Annotated in this window: 17 protein-coding genes; 8 read left to right on the top strand and 9 right to left on the bottom strand. The window is 59.5% G+C overall.

Annotated elements, in window-relative coordinates:
• Positions 1-5: 5 nt before the first annotated feature.
• Positions 6-965, bottom strand: a complete 960-nt coding sequence (locus ACSQ87_RS17810; RefSeq protein WP_008030123.1) for an AAA family ATPase — start codon at positions 963-965, stop codon at positions 6-8.
• 272 nt (positions 966-1,237) lie between these two features.
• Entirely contained in the window at positions 1,238-1,591 is a 354-nt protein-coding gene (locus ACSQ87_RS17805; protein ID WP_033054675.1) for a hypothetical protein, read from the bottom strand.
• Between the two features lie 503 nt (positions 1,592-2,094).
• Between ACSQ87_RS17805 and ACSQ87_RS17800 the strand changes: the two genes are divergently transcribed.
• Positions 2,095-7,002, top strand: a complete 4,908-nt coding sequence (locus ACSQ87_RS17800; RefSeq protein WP_436273962.1) for an NAD-glutamate dehydrogenase — start codon at positions 2,095-2,097, stop codon at positions 7,000-7,002.
• 203 nt (positions 7,003-7,205) lie between these two features.
• Here ACSQ87_RS17800 and ACSQ87_RS17795 read toward each other — a convergent pair whose 3' ends face one another.
• The 4 genes from ACSQ87_RS17795 to ACSQ87_RS17780 all read right to left on the bottom strand — a co-directional run bounded on the left by ACSQ87_RS17795 (position 7,206) and on the right by ACSQ87_RS17780 (position 10,603).
• Positions 7,206-7,916 carry an ATPase gene (locus ACSQ87_RS17795; protein WP_436273961.1) on the bottom strand — a complete coding sequence of 237 codons (711 nt, stop codon included), beginning with the start codon at positions 7,914-7,916 and terminating at the stop codon, positions 7,206-7,208.
• A 228-nt stretch (positions 7,917-8,144) separates the two neighbouring features.
• Positions 8,145-8,561, bottom strand: coding sequence for a cupin domain-containing protein (locus ACSQ87_RS17790; protein WP_223430325.1), 417 nt, complete (start codon positions 8,559-8,561; stop codon positions 8,145-8,147).
• 191 nt (positions 8,562-8,752) lie between these two features.
• Complete coding sequence (locus ACSQ87_RS17785) at positions 8,753-9,046, bottom strand: putative quinol monooxygenase (RefSeq protein WP_150657870.1); 294 nt, start codon at positions 9,044-9,046, stop codon at positions 8,753-8,755.
• Positions 9,047-9,169: 123 nt separating this feature from the next.
• Positions 9,170-10,603 (bottom strand): PLP-dependent aminotransferase family protein, encoded by a 1,434-nt coding sequence (locus ACSQ87_RS17780; RefSeq protein ID WP_436273960.1) that lies wholly within the window; start codon positions 10,601-10,603, stop codon positions 9,170-9,172.
• Positions 10,604-10,810: 207 nt separating this feature from the next.
• On the opposite strand from ACSQ87_RS17780, the gene ACSQ87_RS17775 reads away from it, so the two are divergent.
• The 3 genes from ACSQ87_RS17775 to ACSQ87_RS17765 all read left to right on the top strand — a co-directional run bounded on the left by ACSQ87_RS17775 (position 10,811) and on the right by ACSQ87_RS17765 (position 13,032).
• Positions 10,811-11,251, top strand: coding sequence for a carboxymuconolactone decarboxylase family protein (locus ACSQ87_RS17775; protein WP_436273959.1), 441 nt, complete (start codon positions 10,811-10,813; stop codon positions 11,249-11,251).
• An 87-nt stretch (positions 11,252-11,338) separates the two neighbouring features.
• Complete coding sequence (locus ACSQ87_RS17770; RefSeq protein ID WP_436273958.1) at positions 11,339-12,319, top strand: LysR substrate-binding domain-containing protein; 981 nt, start codon at positions 11,339-11,341, stop codon at positions 12,317-12,319.
• Positions 12,320-12,510: 191 nt separating this feature from the next.
• Complete coding sequence (locus ACSQ87_RS17765) at positions 12,511-13,032, top strand: GNAT family N-acetyltransferase (protein WP_223430330.1); 522 nt, start codon at positions 12,511-12,513, stop codon at positions 13,030-13,032.
• A gap of 1 nt (position 13,033) precedes the next feature.
• Here the strand turns inward: ACSQ87_RS17765 and ACSQ87_RS17760 are convergent, their stop codons facing one another.
• Positions 13,034-13,726, bottom strand: coding sequence for an aspartate/glutamate racemase family protein (locus tag ACSQ87_RS17760; protein ID WP_134097061.1), 693 nt, complete (start codon positions 13,724-13,726; stop codon positions 13,034-13,036).
• A gap of 93 nt (positions 13,727-13,819) precedes the next feature.
• Between ACSQ87_RS17760 and ACSQ87_RS17755 the strand changes: the two genes are divergently transcribed.
• Together ACSQ87_RS17755 and ACSQ87_RS17750 are read left to right on the top strand one after the other, a co-directional pair.
• Positions 13,820-14,596: an AraC family transcriptional regulator gene (locus ACSQ87_RS17755; RefSeq protein ID WP_223430331.1), complete on the top strand. Its 777-nt coding sequence runs from the start codon at positions 13,820-13,822 to the stop codon at positions 14,594-14,596.
• Between the two features lie 69 nt (positions 14,597-14,665).
• On the top strand, positions 14,666-15,160 hold the full coding sequence (locus ACSQ87_RS17750; RefSeq protein ID WP_436273957.1) for a hypothetical protein: 495 nt from the start codon (positions 14,666-14,668) through the stop codon (positions 15,158-15,160).
• A gap of 180 nt (positions 15,161-15,340) precedes the next feature.
• On the opposite strand, the gene ACSQ87_RS17745 is transcribed toward ACSQ87_RS17750, so the two are convergent.
• On the bottom strand, positions 15,341-15,562 hold the full coding sequence (locus ACSQ87_RS17745; protein ID WP_436273956.1) for a cbb3-type cytochrome c oxidase subunit 3: 222 nt from the start codon (positions 15,560-15,562) through the stop codon (positions 15,341-15,343).
• A gap of 15 nt (positions 15,563-15,577) precedes the next feature.
• Positions 15,578-17,005: a cytochrome-c oxidase, cbb3-type subunit I gene (gene ccoN, locus ACSQ87_RS17740; protein WP_436273955.1), complete on the bottom strand. Its 1,428-nt coding sequence runs from the start codon at positions 17,003-17,005 to the stop codon at positions 15,578-15,580.
• 264 nt (positions 17,006-17,269) lie between these two features.
• Here ccoN and ACSQ87_RS17735 point away from each other — a divergent pair, with 264 nt between their 5' ends.
• A complete protein-coding gene (locus ACSQ87_RS17735; RefSeq protein WP_436273954.1) occupies positions 17,270-18,943 on the top strand; it encodes a nitrite/sulfite reductase in 1,674 nt (557 codons plus the stop codon).
• Positions 18,940-19,419 (top strand): DUF934 domain-containing protein, encoded by a 480-nt coding sequence (locus ACSQ87_RS17730; protein WP_436273953.1) that lies wholly within the window; start codon positions 18,940-18,942, stop codon positions 19,417-19,419. The genes ACSQ87_RS17735 and ACSQ87_RS17730 overlap by 4 nt, the downstream gene beginning before the upstream one ends.
• Positions 19,420-19,460: the final 41 nt, after the last annotated feature.

Raw genomic sequence — 19,460 nt, 5'->3', positions numbered from 1 at the left:
CGGGGTCAAGCGACGGCTACGACGTCGAGAATCCGCTGGACCACCCGGTCCTGGTCGATGCCCGCGGCTTCGGCTTCAAAGGAAAGAATGATGCGGTGACGCAGCACATCGAACAGCACCGCTTGAATGTCTTCCGGGCTGACGAAGTCGCGACCGGCCAGCCAGGCGTGGGCCCGGGCGCAACGGTCGAGGGCAATCGAACCGCGCGGACTGGCGCCATAGGCGATCCACTCGGCCATCTCCGGGTCGAACTTGGCCGGGGTACGTGTGGCCATGACCAGTTGCACCAGGTATTCCTCCACGGCGTCAGCCATGTACAAGCCGAGGATTTCCTTGCGCGCGGCAAAAATCGCCTGCTGGCTGACCCGGCGCTCGGGCTTGGTTTCGCCATTCAACGCTTCGCCACGGGCCTGTTGCAGAATCCGTCGTTCGACGGTGGCGTCCGGAAAACCGATTTTTACATGCATCAGGAAGCGGTCGAGCTGCGCTTCGGGCAGTGGATAGGTGCCTTCCTGTTCGATCGGGTTTTGCGTGGCCATCACCAAAAACAGCGGCGACAGCTCGTACGTGCTGCGCCCGACGCTGACCTGGCGCTCGCCCATGGCTTCGAGCAGGGCGGACTGAACCTTGGCCGGGGCGCGGTTGATTTCGTCCGCCAGCACCAGGTTGTGGAAGATCGGGCCTTGCTGGAACACGAAACTGCCGGTTTCCGGGCGATAGATTTCCGTACCGGTGATGTCGGCGGGCAGCAGGTCGGGGGTGAACTGGATGCGATGGAACTGTGCTTCGATGCCTTCGGCGAGTTCTTTGATGGCCTTGGTCTTGGCCAGGCCTGGAGCGCCCTCGACCAGCATGTGGCCGTCGGCAAGCAAGGCGATGAGCAAGCGCTCGATGAGTTTTTCCTGGCCGAGAATCTGCGTTGAAAGAAAGGTTCGCAGCGCTAGCAGCGCTTCACGATGTTCCATCGATGACTGTTCCTGGAAAGGGTGACCGAAGACGTTCGAATAACGCCAGGGCTGGGGGCGTTACTTTAATCTATCGGGGGGGGCGGCGACTAACGGCATTTTGTGCAAAGTGAGGGAATTGATTAGCGATTTTGCAGGGCTTGGAGGGTTGTGGTGTTCTTTCGGTCCTCTTCGCGAGCAAGCCCGCTCCCACATTTAACCGCGTTCCTCCAAGGGAAATGTAATCAAATGTGGGAGCGGGCTTGCTCGCGAAGAGGACCGCCCAGACACCATTAAAGCTCGCTGATGTAGGTGCCAGTACCCTTGAGAATGTTCTGTAACGTTTCTTCCACTTCAGCCAAATCCGCCGCATCAGTGCTGTGAATGATTTCCAGCGAATCATCACCATTCAGCGCATCGGCGTCAGCGGCAGCGATTTCGATCAGCAGGCGGGTAGGGCTGAGGGTGACTTTCACGCCGTCCAGGGTCGAAGGCTCGTCGCCGAGGCTGATGTCCAGCGCGTCCTCGTCCGGGTAACGGGTCATCAGGAACATATCGCCCTGATCGCTGTGGCAGCAGAGCATGGCCATGTTGTCTTCTTCGTCATCGCACGGGTTAACGATCAAGAGGGCGGTGGTCATTTGCATGGGGAATTCCTGGGTCGACGAGCGTTGTAAAGACGAACAAAGGGCGATTCTGCCAGCAGACGGGAATTTCTGCTCGTCTGGTTGTCAGAGGATGTGTCGTGAGCATCTGGGGTGTTGCTGGTCATTTCTGGTACGGATGTGCCGCAAAACCGGGCTTAAACCCCCCGTTTTGCCGCGCGGCTGCTAGTGTTGTTCGATGCACAAGGCACAAGCTGCGTACCGATGACCGAATATGTCGCAGCGCTGCAAGCACGGGCCTTGCCGCACTGGTTAAGCTGCGCAACGGATGAGCACCTGTAAAGGCATTGCGCTGTACCTTGCCCAGTCGTTTTTGCAGATGCCCATTCATGGAAGGTGAATGTGACCTGAGTGTCTCGTCCAGCTTCACCCACCTGTCATCCTGTTTCCTCTGCCCGAGAATCAGGAACAGGGTGACGGATTGCCCCGAAAGGGGTTTGCACGCGACGCTTCCATCAATAACAAGCCCAAGCGGAGTACCACAGATGGCGTTCTTCACCGCAGCCAGCAAAGCCGACTTCCAGCACCAACTGCAAGCGGCACTGGCCCAGCACATCAGTGAACAGGCACTGCCACAAGTGGCGCTGTTCGCGGAACAATTTTTCGGCATCATTTCCCTGGACGAGCTGACCCAGCGTCGGTTGTCCGACCTCGCCGGCTGCACCCTTTCTGCGTGGCGCCTGCTTGAGCGCTTCGATCACGCGCAACCGCAAGTGCGCGTCTACAACCCCGACTACGAGCGCCACGGCTGGCAGTCGACCCACACCGCGGTCGAAGTGCTGCACCACGACCTGCCATTTCTGGTGGACTCGGTACGCACCGAGCTGAACCGTCGCGGCTACAGCATCCACACCCTGCAAACCACTGTGCTGAGCGTGCGTCGCGGCAGCAAGGGCGAGCTGCTGGAAATCCTGCCGAAAGGCACCCAGGGCGACGACATACTGCAAGAGTCGTTGATGTACCTGGAAATCGACCGTTGCGCCAATTCGGCGGAACTGAATGTCCTGAGCAAGGAACTGGAACAGGTTCTCGGTGAAGTCCGCGTCGCGGTCGCCGATTTCGAACCGATGAAAGCCAAGGTCCAGGAGATCCTCACCGGCCTGGACAACAGCCAGTTCGCTGTCGATTCTGAAGAAAAAGCCGAAATCAAAAGCTTCCTGGAATGGCTGGTGGGCAACCACTTCACCTTCCTCGGCTATGAAGAGTTCGTGGTTCGCGACGAAGCCGATGGCGGCCACATCGTCTACGACCAGGACTCCTTCCTCGGCCTGACCAAATTGCTGCGCACCGGCCTGACCTACGATGACCTGCGCATCGAAGACTACGCCGTGAACTACCTGCGCGAACCGACCCTGCTGTCGTTCGCCAAGGCTGCGCACCCAAGCCGTGTACACCGTCCGGCTTACCCGGATTACGTGTCGATCCGTGAAATCGACGCCGACGGCAACGTCATCAAGGAATGCCGTTTCATGGGCCTGTACACCTCCTCGGTGTATGGCGAGAGCGTGCGGGTCATCCCGTACATCCGCCGCAAGGTCGAAGAAATCGAACGCCGTTCGGGCTTCCAGGCCAAGGCTCACTTGGGCAAGGAACTGGCCCAGGTAGTTGAAGTGCTGCCGCGCGACGATCTGTTCCAGACCCCGGTGGATGAGCTGTTCAGCACCGTGATGTCGATCGTGCAGATCCAGGAACGCAACAAGATTCGCGTATTCCTGCGTAAAGACCCGTACGGCCGTTTCTGCTACTGCCTGGCCTACGTGCCGCGCGACATCTACTCCACCGAAGTGCGCCAGAAGATCCAGCAAGTGCTGATGGATCGCCTGAAAGCCTCGGACTGCGAGTTCTGGACCTTCTTCTCCGAGTCCGTGCTGGCCCGCGTGCAGCTGATTCTGCGCGTCGATCCGAAGAACCGTCTGGACATTGACCCGGTTCTGCTGGAAAAAGAAGTGGTGCAAGCCTGCCGCAGCTGGCAGGACGACTACGCGAGCCTGGTCGTCGAAAGCTTCGGCGAAGCTCACGGCACCAACGTGCTGGCCGACTTCCCGAAAGGCTTCCCGGCCGGTTACCGCGAGCGTTTTGCCGCGCATTCGGCCGTGGTCGACATGCAGCACCTGCTGAGCCTGAAAGAATCCAATCCGCTGGTGATGAGCTTCTATCAGCCACTGGGTCAGGTCTCTGGTCAGCGCGAGCTGCACTGCAAGCTGTATCACGCCGATACCCCGCTGGCACTGTCCGACGTGTTGCCGATCCTGGAAAACCTCGGTCTGCGCGTGCTGGGTGAATTCCCGTATCGCCTGCGTCACAACAGTGGCCGCGAGTTCTGGATTCACGACTTCGCGTTCACCGCTGCTGAAGGCCTGGAACTCGACATCCAGCAACTCAACGACACCTTGCAGGACGCTTTCGTCCACATCGTGCGCGGCGATGCCGAGAACGATGCGTTCAACCGTCTAGTACTGACTGCCGGCCTGCCATGGCGCGATGTCGCGCTGCTGCGTGCCTACGCTCGTTACATGAAGCAGATTCGCCTGGGCTTCGACCTGGGTTACATCGCCAGCACCCTGAACAACCACACCGACATCGCTCGCGAGTTGACCCGGTTGTTCAAAACCCGTTTCTACCTGGCCCGCAAGCTCGGTACTGACGATCTGGAAGACAAGCAGCAACGTCTGGAACACGCGATTCTGAGCGCACTGGACGACGTCCAGGTGTTGAACGAAGACCGTATCCTGCGTCGCTACCTGGACCTGATCAAGGCCACCCTGCGGACCAACTTCTACCAGACCGACGCGCACGGTCAGAACAAGTCCTACTTCAGCTTCAAGTTCAACCCGCACCAGATTCCAGAGCTGCCGAAGCCAGTACCGAAGTTCGAAATCTTCGTTTACTCGCCACGCGTCGAAGGCGTGCACCTGCGCTTCGGCAACGTTGCTCGTGGTGGTCTGCGCTGGTCCGACCGTGAAGAAGACTACCGCACCGAAGTCCTGGGCCTGGTAAAAGCCCAGCAAGTGAAGAACTCGGTCATCGTGCCGGTGGGCGCCAAGGGCGGCTTCCTGCCGCGTCGCTTGCCACTGGGCGGCAGCCGTGACGAGATCGCGGCCGAGGGCATCGCCTGCTACCGCATCTTCATCTCGGGCCTGTTGGACATCACCGACAACCTGAAAGACGGCGCGCTGGTACCGCCGGCCAACGTCGTGCGTCATGACGACGATGACCCGTACCTGGTAGTGGCAGCGGACAAGGGCACTGCAACCTTCTCCGACATCGCCAACGGCATCGCCATCGACTACGGCTTCTGGCTCGGCGATGCGTTCGCATCGGGCGGCTCGGCCGGTTACGACCACAAGAAAATGGGCATCACCGCCAAGGGCGCGTGGGTTGGCGTTCAACGTCACTTCCGTGAACGCGGCATCAATGTTCAGGAAGACAACATCACGGTGGTCGGCGTCGGCGACATGGCCGGTGACGTGTTCGGTAACGGCTTGTTGATGTCCGACAAGCTGCAACTGGTCGCAGCGTTCAACCACCTGCACATCTTCATCGACCCGAACCCGGAGCCGGCCAACAGCTTCGCCGAGCGTCAGCGCCTGTTCGACCTGCCGCGTTCGGCCTGGTCGGATTACGACACCAGCATCATGTCCGAAGGCGGCGGGATCTTCTCCCGTAGCGCGAAAAGCATCGCGATTTCCCCGCAGATGAAAGAGCGCTTCGACATTCAGGCTGACAAGCTGACCCCGACCGAACTGCTGAACGCCTTGCTCAAGGCACCGGTGGATCTGTTGTGGAACGGCGGTATCGGTACTTACGTCAAAGCCAGCAGCGAAAGCCACGCCGATGTCGGCGACAAGGCCAACGATGCACTGCGCGTGAACGGCAACGAACTGCGCTGCAAAGTCGTAGGCGAGGGCGGTAACCTCGGTATGACCCAGCTGGGTCGTGTCGAATTCGGCCTCAATGGCGGCGGTTCCAACACCGACTTCATCGACAACGCCGGTGGTGTGGACTGCTCCGACCATGAAGTGAACATCAAGATCCTGCTGAACGAAGTGGTTCATGCCGGTGACATGACCGACAAGCAACGTAATCAGTTGCTGGCGAGCATGACCGACGAAGTCGGCAACCTGGTGCTGGGCAACAACTACAAGCAGACTCAGGCACTGTCTCTGGCAGCACGCCGTGCTTTCGTGCGGATTGCCGAATACAAACGTCTGATGAACGATCTGGAAGGCCGCGGCAAGCTGGATCGCGCCATCGAGTTCCTGCCGGCTGAAGAGGCGATCAACGAGCGCCTCGCGGAAGGCCATGGCCTGACCCGTGCCGAGCTGTCGGTGCTGATCTCCTACAGCAAGATCGACCTCAAGGAAGCGCTGCTCAACTCCCAGGTACCGGACGACGACTACCTGACGCGCGACATGGAAACCGCTTTCCCGCCGACCCTGGTGAGCAAGTTCTCCGACGCCATGCGCCGTCACCGTCTGAAGCGCGAAATCGTCAGCACCCAGATCGCCAACGATCTGGTCAACCACATGGGCATCACCTTCGTTCAACGACTGAAAGAGTCGACCGGCATGAGCCCGGCGAATGTTGCGGGTGCGTATGTGATAGTTCGGGATATCTTCCACCTCCCGCACTGGTTCCGGCAGATAGAGGCCCTGGATTACCAGGTTTCCGCTGACGTGCAACTGGAGCTGATGGACGAGCTGATGCGTCTGGGCCGTCGCGCTACGCGCTGGTTCCTGCGCAGCCGTCGCAACGAGCAGAACGCTGCCCGTGACGTCGCGCACTTCGGTCCACATCTGGCAGCGCTGGGCCTCAAGCTCGACGAACTGCTGGAAGGCCCGACCCGCGAAGGCTGGCAGACCCGTTATCAGGCGTACGTCGCGGCTGGCGTTCCTGAGTTGCTGGCGCGCATGGTTGCAGGCACCACTCACCTGTACACCTTGCTGCCGATCATCGAGGCGTCCGACGTGACCGGTCAGAACGCAGCTGACGTGGCGAAGGCTTACTTCGCTGTCGGCAGCGCGCTGGACATCACCTGGTACCTGCAACAGATCAGCGCTCTGCCGGTTGAAAACAACTGGCAGGCCCTGGCCCGTGAAGCGTTCCGCGATGACGTCGACTGGCAACAACGTGCGATCACCATCTCGGTCCTGCAACAGGGCGACGGCACCCAGGACGTGGAAACCCGTCTTGAGCTGTGGATGGAAGAGCACGAAGGCATGATCGAACGCTGGCGCGCCATGCTGGTAGAAATCCGTGCCGCCAGCGGCACTGATTACGCCATGTATGCGGTGGCCAACCGTGAGTTGCTGGATCTGGCGTTGAGCGGTCAAGCGGTAGTGCCAGTCACTGCAGCTGCCACTACCAGCGCTGAGCTGGAACCGGCGGCCTGATCAGGCGCTGAATGAAGAAGCCCCGTCTTGAGAGAGGCGGGGCTTTTTTTTTGTCTGATATTTTTGTGGTGTTTGGTCGGGCCCTTTCGCGAGCAAGTCGGATCGCCGCACCGCCGCTCCCACATTAGTTTTGCGTCGTACACATAATCAATGTGGGAGCGGCGGTGCGGCGATCCGACTTGCTCGCGAAGGGGGCATCACATTCAATACAACTGTATGCCTGCTGCATTATTGTTCATCGACACTTTATCTGTCGGTCTGGTCAATAAATTACTGAGCGACTGGTCAAACTTCTGCAAGGCCCGAACTTGCACATTCTGTTGTTCGTTAATGTCGGCAACTATCTCTTCGCTGCGTTTATAGTCCGCCCATACCGGGCTCAGTTCTTTAGCGTCATGCCCTTGTGCTGTGCCGATGTAGTTGAAGTTGGAATCGTAGAACGCCGCGCTGACATTCGCGCTGATGTCCGAACTGCGCGACGTCATCAATTGACTGCGCGTGTCGACGACGGCGACCACGTCTGGTTTAGCGGCCCTGAGACTTTGCATGTCCGGGTATACCGTCACCGAGCCAAACTGACGCTGCAAGGATGCTTTGACCCAGTCCACCGCCAGGTCCGGTTTGGAGGTGGCGACGTAGGCGTCGTGAATCGATTGCACCAGCAGGCTCTGGCCGAAACCGGTGCCGGCGTTGGCCTGGTAATCCTGAAGGTAGGCGCGGTTGGTCTGAGTGTTGCGGCTGTAGACGATGCCCAGGGAAACGTTGCTGCCATTGGTGACATGTGTGGTACTGCTGCGGCCGACCGGCTCGGTAAAGACGCCGTCGAGCGAAGAAACAGCCTTCGGTGCAGTGGGTATTGAACAGCCCGTTAAAAGAATCGTCATCGTCAAGGTGCTGACAAGTGCAAGTTTCATGGTGTTTCTCCCGTGAAACAACTTGAGTCGGAAAGTTAATAGGCCGGACACAGTCGGCGGAGATTCCAGACTAAACCTGTCGTCACTGAATGAAATGGCTAAATACTGCACTTGTCCGGTGATTACTAGTTTTGTTTGGTTTAAAAGGCCCCGGTTAATTGCGCCGGGAAATAAACAGGCCCGAATTGTTAATTCGGGCCTGTTTATTTATGGCTGGCGCAACAGCTATCAGTTTTCCAAAGGGATCAATACTTTTTCTTCTGGCGCTAACACCATAAACACCAACAGTTTGGCGGATTTGGTGGTACTGGCATTTTTCGAGACCAAATGCTCCGAACCGGCCGGCTCGTACCAATATTCACCGGCCTTGTAAGTGATCGCCTTTTCGCCTTTGACCTGGGAAATGATTTCTCCCGAAATCACGTAAGCCATGGCCGTGCCCTCGTGCTTGTGGGCGATGGACGATTGGCCGGGCAGATAGTCGACCTCGATCATCAGCGCCTTTTTATTGGGCACGTTTTTCAACATCTGGTCCTGCAACACGGTGACCTTCTCCGAAGGCGCGGCTTCATGAGCGTATGTCGCGGCGGAAAAGATCAGGGCGAGGGCGGCGAGGGGCGCAGCACAGTAGCGTAAGGCGTTCATGGGTTATCACCTGCTGTGGTTAGTTGTCAGGGACCACAGTAAGTCTCGGCCAAGGCCAATCAAACAGCCAATTTTCGTGAAGGCGAGGGGACCAATCATGCGCTTTTTAAAAAACAAGATCGCCGCCTCCAGCCACTCCTGCAGGGGTACCCATAACCCTGTAGGAGTGGCCGAAGGTGGCGACCTAATTTTTAAACGATAGGAAAACTGTTGAAGTCGACGCTGTTGGCCAGGCGGCTGTCGATCAGGCTGATAAAGCCTTGTACTTCAGGGCAGTTGAAATGCATCTGCATGGCCGCTTCCGATTGCCAGCGGGCGCTGACAGTCCAGCGGTTGTCGTCCTCGGGGCAGCGGTCGACCATATAGGAATCACAGCCCGGTAGTTCGCGCAGGGTGTCGACAATCTTTTGCAGTTGCTTGCCCAGTTCGTCCGAGCGGCCGGCGGCGGCCTGCACCTTAACGGTATTGATCACTTCGTTGGACATTGCTCACACTCCTGAATCAGGCCGGACGAATCCTGCTCATTGAGGGATAACGCTTATGCAGGATAGGCCTGCATCCCCGGACCACCAATAGCCAATCGCGGGATAAAAACGCAGACCAATCCGTCAGGCGACCTGCTGCAGAATGTCCCGCAGGCGGTCCAGGGCGATGTCGATGTCGAGGGTTTCGATGGCGCCAAAACCGAGGAAAAGCCCGGACTGCGGCGCTTGCTGATAGAAAAAACTGTCGATGGGATACACCCCCACTTCGACCTTTTTCGCCAGTTCGATCACCAATGGAATATCGATAGACACTTTGCACATAACCACCATGTGGAACCCGGCGGTGGTCGGGACAGCCTCGAGCCACGGTGAAAGATCGCCGGCCATGCGCTCGAGGATCCGCTCACGGCGTCCGGCATAGATCGTATGACAGCGCCGGATGTGCTTGAGCAGACAGCCTTCGGCGATGAACTTGGCCAGCGCCCATTGGGGCAGGGTGGACGTGTGCAAGTCGGTGAGCTGCTTGGCGCGAATGACCGCTTCGAGAATCGCCGGTGGCAGGATCGCATAACCCAGGCGCAGCTCCGGCAGCAGGGTTTTCGAAAAGGTCCCGACGTAGGCGACGATGCCGCGTTCGTCCATGCTTTGCAGCGAGTCGGTAGGCCGGCCTTCGTAGCGGAATTCGCTGTCGTAATCGTCCTCGATGATGATCGCGCCCAACTCATGGGCCCGCTCCAGCAGCGCCTCCCGGCGCGCCTGGCTCATCGGCATGCCGAGCGGAAACTGGTGCGACGGGGTGACGTAAATCAGGCGGGTGCCAAGGGGGATCTTGTCCACCTGAATGCCTTCGGCATCCACCGGGACGCCGATCACCGTGGCACCGTGGGTACCGAACAACAGGCGTGCGGGCGGATAGCCGGGGTCTTCCATGGCGACAAGGCTGCCGGGACGCGTGAGCACCCGAGAGATAAGGTCCAGTGCCTGTTGCGCGCCGTTGCACACCACCACGTCTTCGTCCTGGCAATTGACCCCGCGCGAAAACGCGATGTGCCGGGCGATCGCATTACGCAGCGCCGGCAAGCCTTCAGGCAGGCTGTAGAAACCCTTGGAAGCGGCGATCTGGCGCAAGGCGTGAGCGGTGCAGCGCCGCCAGTCATCCTGGGGAAACTGGCCCTTGCTGGTGGCGCCGCCGATGAAGTCATAGCGCAACGAGCCTTCCAGCGTTGGATGGCGCAGGAACACCGGGAGGTTGCGCCAGGACTCGATGACCTCGGCACTGGCCAATTCCGAATGGCTCTGTTTACGGGTGATTTTCGCCGGTCGGGCGTTGACGTAGGTGCCTTTGCCGATGACCCCGGTGAGGAAGTTTTCGTAGGTCAGTTGCGTGTAGGTGTCGGAAATGGTCTTGCGCGAAATGCCCAATTGTTCTGCCAGCAAACGACTGGGCGGCAGTTGCGTCCCGGCTGCCAGGCGACCGGATTCGATGGCGCTGCGCAGTTGGTTGTACAACTGGCCTGCCAGGTCCTTGCGGCCGTTGATGACAACGTGAAGTTCCATACCGGCGAGGCTCCTGGGGCGATTGAGGCGCGTGTGCGTCGGGCCAGATTACCCGCATGAGCGCCTGCGCAAAAGTTGCGTGGGCGAAAAACCTCCGATTGGTCTGGTGCCTGGGTGGTCCACGGGTATTTCGTAGAATTGGATCTGTAACGCCTGCGTATCAACGCCTACCTTGAGGGGTACACATTCGATCCACGAGGACACTCCATGAACGCCCGCCTGGATTACTACAGCGCATCGCCCAAAGCGATGAAAGCGATGATTGCCATGGAGGCCTTGACCAGCAGCCTCAGCATCGAGCCGGCCTTGCTGCACTTGATCAAGATCCGTGCCTCGCAACTCAATGGCTGCGCTTTCTGCACCGACATGCACTCGGTGGATGCCCGGCGACTCGGCGAGACTGACCGTCGTTTGTATTCGATCGTGGTCTGGCGCGACAGCGGCTTTTTCAACCCGCGAGAACGCGCGGCGCTGGCCTGGACCGAAGCCGTCACCTTACTCTCTGAAAGCCATGTGCCGGACGAGGTCTACGCGCAGGCCCGGGAGCAGTTCAACGAAGGCGAGATGGTCGACCTGACCATCGCCGTCACCACCATCAACAGCTGGAATCGCCTGGCGGTGAGTTTTCGGCAAACCCCTGGAGGCTGAATCGATTTTCTGCCCTGAGCGTCACATCAGCTTCATAAACCCTGCGCAGGATGAGGCTTTCAAGGACAGATCGACAGGGAGTCAGCGATGCCATTCATGGAAACCACAGGTCGTCAGCAAGTTGCCAAGTACCGCTCGCCCGTAGAAAAAACCTCATCCTGGCGCACATTGGCGGCGGGCATCGATCCGGTGCTGGCGCAGTCTTTTCGGGTCAGTGCCCGTTGCGGCTGTTTCATGCAAGCGGCCCGCAGTCTCAACATCAAGACCACCCAGCTGCGCAAACAATTGACGCAGCTTGAAGCGCACCTGCAGTGTTCGCTATTCAGCCACTCAGAGAATGGCGTTGCCCTCAGTCGTGACGGATTGCAGCTGCAATCACAGTTGATTGAAATGGCCCATGAGCGCGACTTGCCGGTGATCGAACAGCCGTTGATTCGCTTGGCCGTTGCCGAATCGATCCTGCATGACATTCTCGGTCGCGATCTGGTTGCCTTGTTGCGGCGCAACGCCAGCGTGCGCCTGGACATCATCACCCTGGACAGCGAACTCTCCCTGCAAGCGGTCAGTGCCGATGTGGTGCTATGGCTGGCCGGCACCGATTCACCGCTGCCGGGCCCGAGTTTTGCGGTCAGCGAGCCCCGGCGTCTGGCACGGCTCGACTACCTGCCCCACATCGCCAAACGTTATTCACGGGTCGCGTCGCGGCCAGACAGCCTCGACGACCTGACGGATTTTCTGCTGGTGCAATGGCAACATGACCGTCAGGTCGCCAGCTTTCGGCCGTGGAATACCCTCGTGGACCAGCGCCTGGCCGGGGTGGTGCAGTTGCATTCCTATGAGCTGATGCTGGAGATGATCCGTTGCAGCGCCTGCATTGGCCTGCTGCCCGGATACATCAGCCGCTTCGATCGCGGCCTGATTGAATTGCCGGGGCTGTTCAGTCAACCGATGCAGCGTCAGGTATGGATGGCGGTGAATGCTGAGTCTGAGGGGCAAGCGCAGGTGCAGATGATCGTCGAGCTGATCCAGAACACCTTCAACGAGCGTAGAGAATGGTTCGAAGGCTGAACACGGTCAAAAATGTGGGAGCGGGCTTGCTCGCGAAGGGGGACTGACATTCAACATCATCGTTGAATGTGAAATCGCCTTCGCGAGCAAGCCCGCTCCCACATGGGTTCTCTTCACAATCGGGTTCTCGCCATGCCGTGAGAATGCGGTATAGAGTGGGCGGCCATGTCTGTCTCAAGGATGAATCACCCATGCCCGCCATTGACGCTGTCATCACCCTCGAACGTTTCAACGAATCCCACATTGACGGCATTACCGCGCTCTACAACGACCCCGCCATTACCCGTCAGGTGCTGCAAATGCCGTTTCAGTCCACCGAAGTCTGGCGCAAGCGCCTGGCGCCGGACAACGAGCGGGTGGTGCAGCTGGTGGCGCTGCATCAAGGGACGGTCATCGGCAATATTGGCCTGGAGCAGTTTTCGCGGATCCGCCGCAGCCATGCAGGCAATCTCGGCATGGGTGTCGCGGTGGGCTGGCAGGGCAAGGGCGTCGGCTCGAAACTGTTGGCGGCAGCGCTGGACATCGCCGACAACTGGATGAACCTGCAACGGGTCGAGCTTTCGGTCTACGCCGACAACGAAGCCGCTATCGGGCTCTACCGCAAGTTCGGCTTCGACACCGAAGGGCTGTTTCGCGACTACGCCGTGCGTGACGGCGTGCTGGTGGATGCCTTGAGCATGGCGCGTCTGCGTCGCACACCCAAGGCCGGTTGAGTCACTCGCCCAAGGCGAACGCCACCGCCGCCTGCGCATGCAGTTCGGTGGTGTCGAGCAAGGGCAGGGCGCTGTGCTCGGGTTTGATCAGCAGGCCGATTTCCGTGCAGCCGAGGATGATGGCCTGGGCGCCACGTCGGGTCAGTGATTCGATGACCTGCTGATAGACCTTGCGTGACGCCTCGCTGACCACCCCGACGCACAACTCGTCATAGATGATCCGGTGGACGGCCTGACGTTCATCAGCCTCCGGCACCAGTACGGTCAGCCCCATTGAAGTCAGGCGCTCCTTGAGGAAGTCCTGCTCCATGGTGAACGCTGTGCCGAGCAATCCAATCTTCAGCGCGCCAGCCTCGACGGCAGCCTGACCCGCCGGGTCGGCGATGTGCAGAAACGGAATACTGATCGCTGCCTGAATCTGCCCGGCCACTTTGTGCATGGTGTTGGTGCACAGCACCACGCAATCGGCACCACCCGCCTGCAGCCGCTGCGCCGCATCCACCAGAATCGCCGCCGCATCGTCCCAGCGCCCGGCATGCTGGGCCTGTTCGACAGGCCCGAAGTCGACGCTGTACATTAGCAATTTCGCCGAACGCAATGGCCCGAGCCGGTCGCGCACCTGCTGGTTGATGAGACGGTAATACTCGGCGCTGGACTCCCAGCTCATGCCGCCGATTAGGCCGATGGTGCGCATGTCGTGCTCCTGTTGATGGCAACCCTTTGTTCGAGCATGCCCTTAGTTGAGAGTACCCGTGGCTCTTCATAACGATCTATCAGGAAATTTCACATGCCAGCGGTGCTGAGCCAAGAGCTGCTGGACGGCAGACTCTGCCTGCAGCTTTTGCCCCGTGCGGCTTACAGCGCGCGTGACCCTGTGCAGTGGCAAACCCTTGGGGTGACACTGGAACGTCAACACGGCGTGCACGCCATCGATTCGGATCATCGGGTGGATTTCGACACCTTGCCAGGCGTACTGGCTTACACCCCGGTCGGCGTGGAAGTGTTTTCCGAATCGGCCAGCGGTGGCGAATACCTGCTGATGCGACTGGACGAGTCGTTGGCCCATCAGCATTTACCCTCGGTTGACCACCGTGTGCAGTCTTCAGGTAATCGCCGTGCGCTGATGCTGGGCCGGGAACTGCGTTGTCTGTTGCTCGCTCCGCAACCGGACAGTCTGGCGCTTGAGCAAAGTGCGGTGGAATTCGTTGGTTTGGTGAGTTCAAAGGCAGATATCGCACAACGTGCCACGCCCAGGGTTTTCACCCGAGTGCTGGATCAGATCGCCGAGCAGTTCCATGAACCCCTGACCCTGGAACAATTGGCGGCCACCTACGGGCAAAACGAGCTGCGCTTTCTGCGCGACTTCACCCGGACCATCGGCCTGACACCCCACGCTTACCTCGTTGAAGTGCGGCTCCAGGCGGCACGCCGGATGATCGAACACTCTGACCTGTCCCTGGCCGACATCGCCCTGGACGCCGGCTTCGCCCATCAGTCCCACATGGGCAGTGCCTTTCGCAAATACCTGGCGATGACGCCCAGCCAATACCGTTCACGCTTTTAGTCGTACGCCGGCAGCGCGCATCTGCCATGCTCAAAGTCCGCAGCACCGTTTCAACAAAGGAACACCGCAATGGACGATGTACAGCAACTGGGTGAGATGCTTCGCCATTACGCAGAAAGCGAAGCGCACAAGAAGCAACTGTTCGAGTCGCAGTCGGCCGTGTGGGCGACGCGCATTGGTGAACTGTTCGATCAGATCCAGCAATGGCTGGAACCGGTCCAGGCGCCGAATCTGCTGGAGGTGAGCTGCGAGGCCTATGTCGCCTCGGGGCCGAGCGTTCCGGTCGAAACGTCGACCTTCAAGACCGAGAAGCTGTCCATTGTGATCGCCGGTAAACCGGTTGAATTCGTGCCGGATGTGATGGGTGCCGGTGGTCAGATTTCACTGGCCGTGATGGGCCTGACGGCCGCGCGCTACGGCAGCATTTCGCTGGTGTGCCTGCCGCCGTCCACTAGCTGGCAATGGCGCAAGACCAATGGGTTGAAAGACCCGGATACCTTTGCGTTCGATGCGAACTTTCTGGCGCAGCAGTTGCAGAGCCTGATTCCCCGCGAGCGCAGCTAAGGTCAAGAACCACCCCTCACCCCAGCGGGGAGAGGGGGAAAGGGAGCAGATATCCATCGTTTTCAGAACCTGAGTTCAACTCGATGTTTCAGGTCGATGTATCTCGAAAGATACCTCGGTCAGTCCCCTCTACCCCCTGGGGAGAGGGTTAGGGTGAGGGGTGGTTCCAACTGACACCCCTCAAACCTCCAAATTGCCCCAGCCAGGTTTCGCCTCTTCCGGCGCCACCGCCTTCACGGTCTTGCCCGTCGCCAACTCCACCCGCCGCGCCACCTCCGGGTCATCGGCAAACGGAATCAGACTGGCTTCATCCAGACTCTCTGCAGTCTGGTGTTTCAGGCAGTATTCAACCGCCAGCCAAAGCCCCACCACGCCCAACACATTCAACACGACCTCAATCATCTCAAGCCCCTTGCCTCAGGCAATCTGCGCTTCGCGGTGGGCCATTTCGACGTCCGAAACCCGCACCGTGCGCCAGACGTTGTAAGCCATCAGCAACATGCCGCTGAGGAAGAACACCCCGCCAGCGAAGCGCACCACGAACCCAGGATGGCTGGCCTGCAACGCTTCGACGAACGAGTAGGTCAGCGTGCCGTCGTCGTTGATCGCGCGCCACATCAGGCCCTGGGTGATGCCGTTGACCCACATTGAGGCGATGTACAGCACCGTGCCGATGGTCGCCAGCCAGAAGTGCAGGTTGATCAGTGGTGTGCTGTACATCTGCTCGCGACCGAAGACTTTCGGGATCATGTGGTACAGCGAGCCGAAGGTGATCATCGCCACCCAGCCCAGAGCCCCGGCGTGAACGTGGCCGATGGTCCAGTCGGTGTAGTGGGAGAGGGCGTTCACCGTCTTGATCGCCATCATCGGCCCTTCGAAGGTCGACATCCCGTAGAAGGCCAGGGACAACACCAAAAAGCGCAGGATCGGGTCGGTACGCAATTTATGCCAGGCTCCCGACAGGGTCATCATGCCGTTGATCATCCCACCCCAGCTCGGCGCCAGCAGGATCAACGACATCGCCATGCCCAGTGACTGCGCCCAGTCCGGCAGCGCGGTGTAATGCAAATGGTGCGGGCCGGCCCAGATGTACAGGGTGATCAGCGCCCAGAAGTGCACGATCGACAGCCGATAGGAATACACCGGTCGTCCGACCTGTTTCGGCACGAAGTAATACATCATCCCGAGGAACCCGGTGGTCAGGAAGAACCCCACTGCGTTGTGCCCGTACCACCACTGCACCATGGCGTCGGTCGCCCCGGAATACACCGGATAGGACTTGAACCAGTCCACCGGGATCGCCAAGTGATTGACCACGTGCAGCATCGCAATCACCACGATGAACGCGCCGAAAAACCAGTTGCCGACATAGATGTGCTTGGTCTTGCGCTGCACCACGGTGGTGAAAAACACGATGGCATAGGCGACCCAGACCACCGTCATCCACACCGCGCCGGAGAATTCGATCTCGGCGTATTCCTTGGTGGTGGTGTAGCCCAGCGGCAGGGTGATCAGCATCACCACGATCACTGACTGCCAGCCCCAAAAGGTGAATGCGGCGAGCTTGTCCGAAAACAGCCGCACCTGGCAGGTGCGCTGCACCGCGTAGTAACTGGCGGCGAATTGTGCGCTGCCGGCAAAGCCGAAAATCACCAGGCTGGTGTGCAGCGGGCGCAAGCGGCCGAAGGTGGTCCACGGCAGGTCGAGGTTCATCTGCGGCCACACCAGTTGCGAGGCGATCCACACCCCCATCGCCATCCCCACGACACCCCAAACCACGGTTGCCACGACGAATTGGCGGACGACCTTGTAGTTATAGGCCTGTCCGATTGTTGCTGTGCTCATGGTCAATGCTTCCACGGTTGCAAAGTCTTGCCAGGCCACCCGGACTGGCATGTCGCCCACTGTAGAAACCCCACCGGAAACAAAACAGACTCAGAAAAACAGAGTTTATGCGGATCAGATTTGAGGTAACCCTGCGGCCATCTGCCACAACCTGATACGGTTTTTTAGCGTTCAGGTGAATCTGTAACGCGCTGCGCCGCAGGTCCATAGTCGTTACCTCGTGAACGAGCCGCAGAGCCCGATCAATCCTGATGAGGTAGCCACATGTATCAGTACGATGACTATGACCGGGCCCTGGTCTTTGAGCGGGTCGCGCAGTTTCGCGATCAGGTCGAACGCTTTATGGCGGATGAGTTGAGCGAAGAAGAATTCCTGCCGCTGCGTTTGCAAAACGGCCTGTACATGCAAAAACACGCCTACATGCTGCGCGTGGCGATTCCTTACGGCACGTTAAGCGCGCCACAAATGCGCACGCTGGCGAGCATCGCCCGGGATTACGATCGCGGCTACGGCCACTTCACCACCCGGCAGAACATGCAGTTCAACTGGATCGAACTGGCCCAGGTGCCGGACATCCTCGAACGCCTGGCACACGTGGAAATGCACGCGATCCAGACTTCCGGCAACTGCGTACGCAACATCACCACCGAAGCCTTTGCCGGAGTTGCAGCGGATGAAATGATCGACCCGCGACCACTGGCAGAAATCCTCCGGCAATGGTCGACCATCAACCCGGAATTCCTGTTCCTGCCGCGCAAGTTCAAGATCGCCATCTGCTCGGCGGAACAGGACCGGGCGGCGATCATGATGCATGACATCGGCCTCTATCTTTACCCGGGCACCGACGGGCAAATGCTGCTGCGGATCATCGTCGGCGGCGGATTGGGGCGCACGCCGATCCTCGGCTTGCAGATCCGCGAAGGGTTACCGTGGCAGCATTTGCTGTCCTACGTCGAGGCGGTGCTGCGCGTCTATAACCGCCACGGTCGGCGCGACAACAAGTACAAGGCGCGGATCAAGATTCTGGTCAAGGCGCTGGGCATCGAAGCCTTTGCCCGGGAAGTGGAGGAGGAGTGGCAGTACCTCAAGGACGGGCCGGCGCAGTTGACCAACGTCGAGTATGAGCGTGTGGCCAGTGCCTTTGTGCCACCGGATTACCGCGCTCTGGCGGACACCGACCTCGATTTCGGCACACGCCTGTCCGAAAACCCGGCCTTCGCCCGTTGGGTGTCGCGCAACGTTCAGCCGCACAAAGTGCCGGGCTACGCCAGCGTGGTGTTGTCGACCAAACCGGGCATTGCCTCACCGCCGGGTGATGTCACGGCCGAGCAGATGGAGGCGGTGGCCAGTTGGTCCGAGCAATTCGGTTTTGGCGAAATTCGCATCGCCCATGAACAGAACATTGTGTTGCCCGACGTGCCCAAGGCTGATCTCTACACGCTCTGGAGTCGCGCCTGCGAACAGGGCCTGGGCTGCGCCAACATCGGTTTGCTGACCGACATCATCGCCTGTCCCGGCGGCGACTTCTGCGCGCTGGCCAACGCCAAGTCGATCCCCATCGCGCAAGCCATTCAGGCACGCTTCGAAGACCTCGACTATCTGCATGATCTGGGCGACATCAGCCTGAATATTTCCGGCTGCATGAACGCCTGCGGCCACCACCACATCGGCAATATCGGCATTCTGGGGGTCGATAAGAACGGCAGCGAGTGGTACCAGATCACCCTCGGCGGAGCCCAGGGCAAGAACAGCGCATTGGGCAAAGTCATCGGCCCGTCCTTCAGCGCCGCCGAAGTGCCCGAGGTGATCGAGCAGATCATCGCCACATTCGTCAATTACCGCGAGAGCGAGGAAGTGTTCGTCGACACCTTGCAGCGCATCGGCCTGGAACCGTTCAAAGAGCGGGTCTATCCGAAGCTGCTGGAGGTGTCGGCATGAACAATTTGCTGCGGCTGGAGGAGGGTGTGGCGCGGATTGTCGCTGATGATCCCTGGACCCTGGTCAGGGATGTCAACGATGAATGGCCGGCGGGTGCAATGATTCTGCCGTTGGCCCGTTGGCTTGAAGGCCCACCGCAAAAGGGCGTGTGGTTGGGGCCGGACGATGAGGTGGAAAGTCTCAAACCGTGGTTTTCACACCTACTGCTGATTGCCCTCGACTTTCCGAGTTTTCGTGATGGGCGCGGTTACAGCCAGGCGTACTTGTTGCGCACTCGATTGGGCTGGACGGGCGAGTTACGCGCGGTCGGCGATGTACTGCGCGATCAACTCAGCCACATGCGTCAATGCGGGTTCGACAGCTTCGCGGTGCGTGAGGACAAGTCCGCCGAAGATGCGCTCAAGGGACTGGCCGGGATGAGTGTGTTGTATGGGCGCTCGGTGATTGAGCCGCGACCGTTGTTCAGGCGACGTTGAGGGTTTCGCTTGGGTCGATGATGGCACTTTTGGTAGAGTCC

The sequence above is a fragment of the Pseudomonas sp. LjRoot277 genome (assembly GCF_964253845.1).
Lineage (GTDB): Bacteria > Pseudomonadota > Gammaproteobacteria > Pseudomonadales > Pseudomonadaceae > Aquipseudomonas.
This window is presented reverse-complemented; position numbering and strand designations above follow the sequence as displayed.

Excerpts from the sequence above, each read along its gene's own strand:
- ACSQ87_RS17810 (WP_008030123.1), bottom strand. The coding sequence starts at position 965 with ATGGAACATCGTGAAGCGCTGCTAGCGCTGCGAACCTTTCTTTCAACG.
- ACSQ87_RS17805 (WP_033054675.1), bottom strand. The coding sequence starts at position 1,591 with ATGCAAATGACCACCGCCCTCTTGATCGTTAACCCGTGCGATGACGAA.
- ACSQ87_RS17800 (WP_436273962.1), top strand. The coding sequence starts at position 2,095 with ATGGCGTTCTTCACCGCAGCCAGCAAAGCCGACTTCCAGCACCAACTG.
- ACSQ87_RS17795 (WP_436273961.1), bottom strand. The coding sequence starts at position 7,916 with ATGAAACTTGCACTTGTCAGCACCTTGACGATGACGATTCTTTTAACG.
- ACSQ87_RS17790 (WP_223430325.1), bottom strand. The coding sequence starts at position 8,561 with ATGAACGCCTTACGCTACTGTGCTGCGCCCCTCGCCGCCCTCGCCCTG.
- ACSQ87_RS17785 (WP_150657870.1), bottom strand. The coding sequence starts at position 9,046 with ATGTCCAACGAAGTGATCAATACCGTTAAGGTGCAGGCCGCCGCCGGC.
- ACSQ87_RS17780 (WP_436273960.1), bottom strand. The coding sequence starts at position 10,603 with ATGGAACTTCACGTTGTCATCAACGGCCGCAAGGACCTGGCAGGCCAG.
- ACSQ87_RS17775 (WP_436273959.1), top strand. The coding sequence starts at position 10,811 with ATGAACGCCCGCCTGGATTACTACAGCGCATCGCCCAAAGCGATGAAA.
- ACSQ87_RS17770 (WP_436273958.1), top strand. The coding sequence starts at position 11,339 with ATGCCATTCATGGAAACCACAGGTCGTCAGCAAGTTGCCAAGTACCGC.
- ACSQ87_RS17765 (WP_223430330.1), top strand. The coding sequence starts at position 12,511 with ATGCCCGCCATTGACGCTGTCATCACCCTCGAACGTTTCAACGAATCC.
- ACSQ87_RS17760 (WP_134097061.1), bottom strand. The coding sequence starts at position 13,726 with ATGCGCACCATCGGCCTAATCGGCGGCATGAGCTGGGAGTCCAGCGCC.
- ACSQ87_RS17755 (WP_223430331.1), top strand. The coding sequence starts at position 13,820 with ATGCCAGCGGTGCTGAGCCAAGAGCTGCTGGACGGCAGACTCTGCCTG.
- ACSQ87_RS17750 (WP_436273957.1), top strand. The coding sequence starts at position 14,666 with ATGGACGATGTACAGCAACTGGGTGAGATGCTTCGCCATTACGCAGAA.
- ACSQ87_RS17745 (WP_436273956.1), bottom strand. The coding sequence starts at position 15,562 with ATGATTGAGGTCGTGTTGAATGTGTTGGGCGTGGTGGGGCTTTGGCTG.
- ccoN (WP_436273955.1), bottom strand. The coding sequence starts at position 17,005 with ATGAGCACAGCAACAATCGGACAGGCCTATAACTACAAGGTCGTCCGC.
- ACSQ87_RS17735 (WP_436273954.1), top strand. The coding sequence starts at position 17,270 with ATGTATCAGTACGATGACTATGACCGGGCCCTGGTCTTTGAGCGGGTC.
- ACSQ87_RS17730 (WP_436273953.1), top strand. The coding sequence starts at position 18,940 with ATGAACAATTTGCTGCGGCTGGAGGAGGGTGTGGCGCGGATTGTCGCT.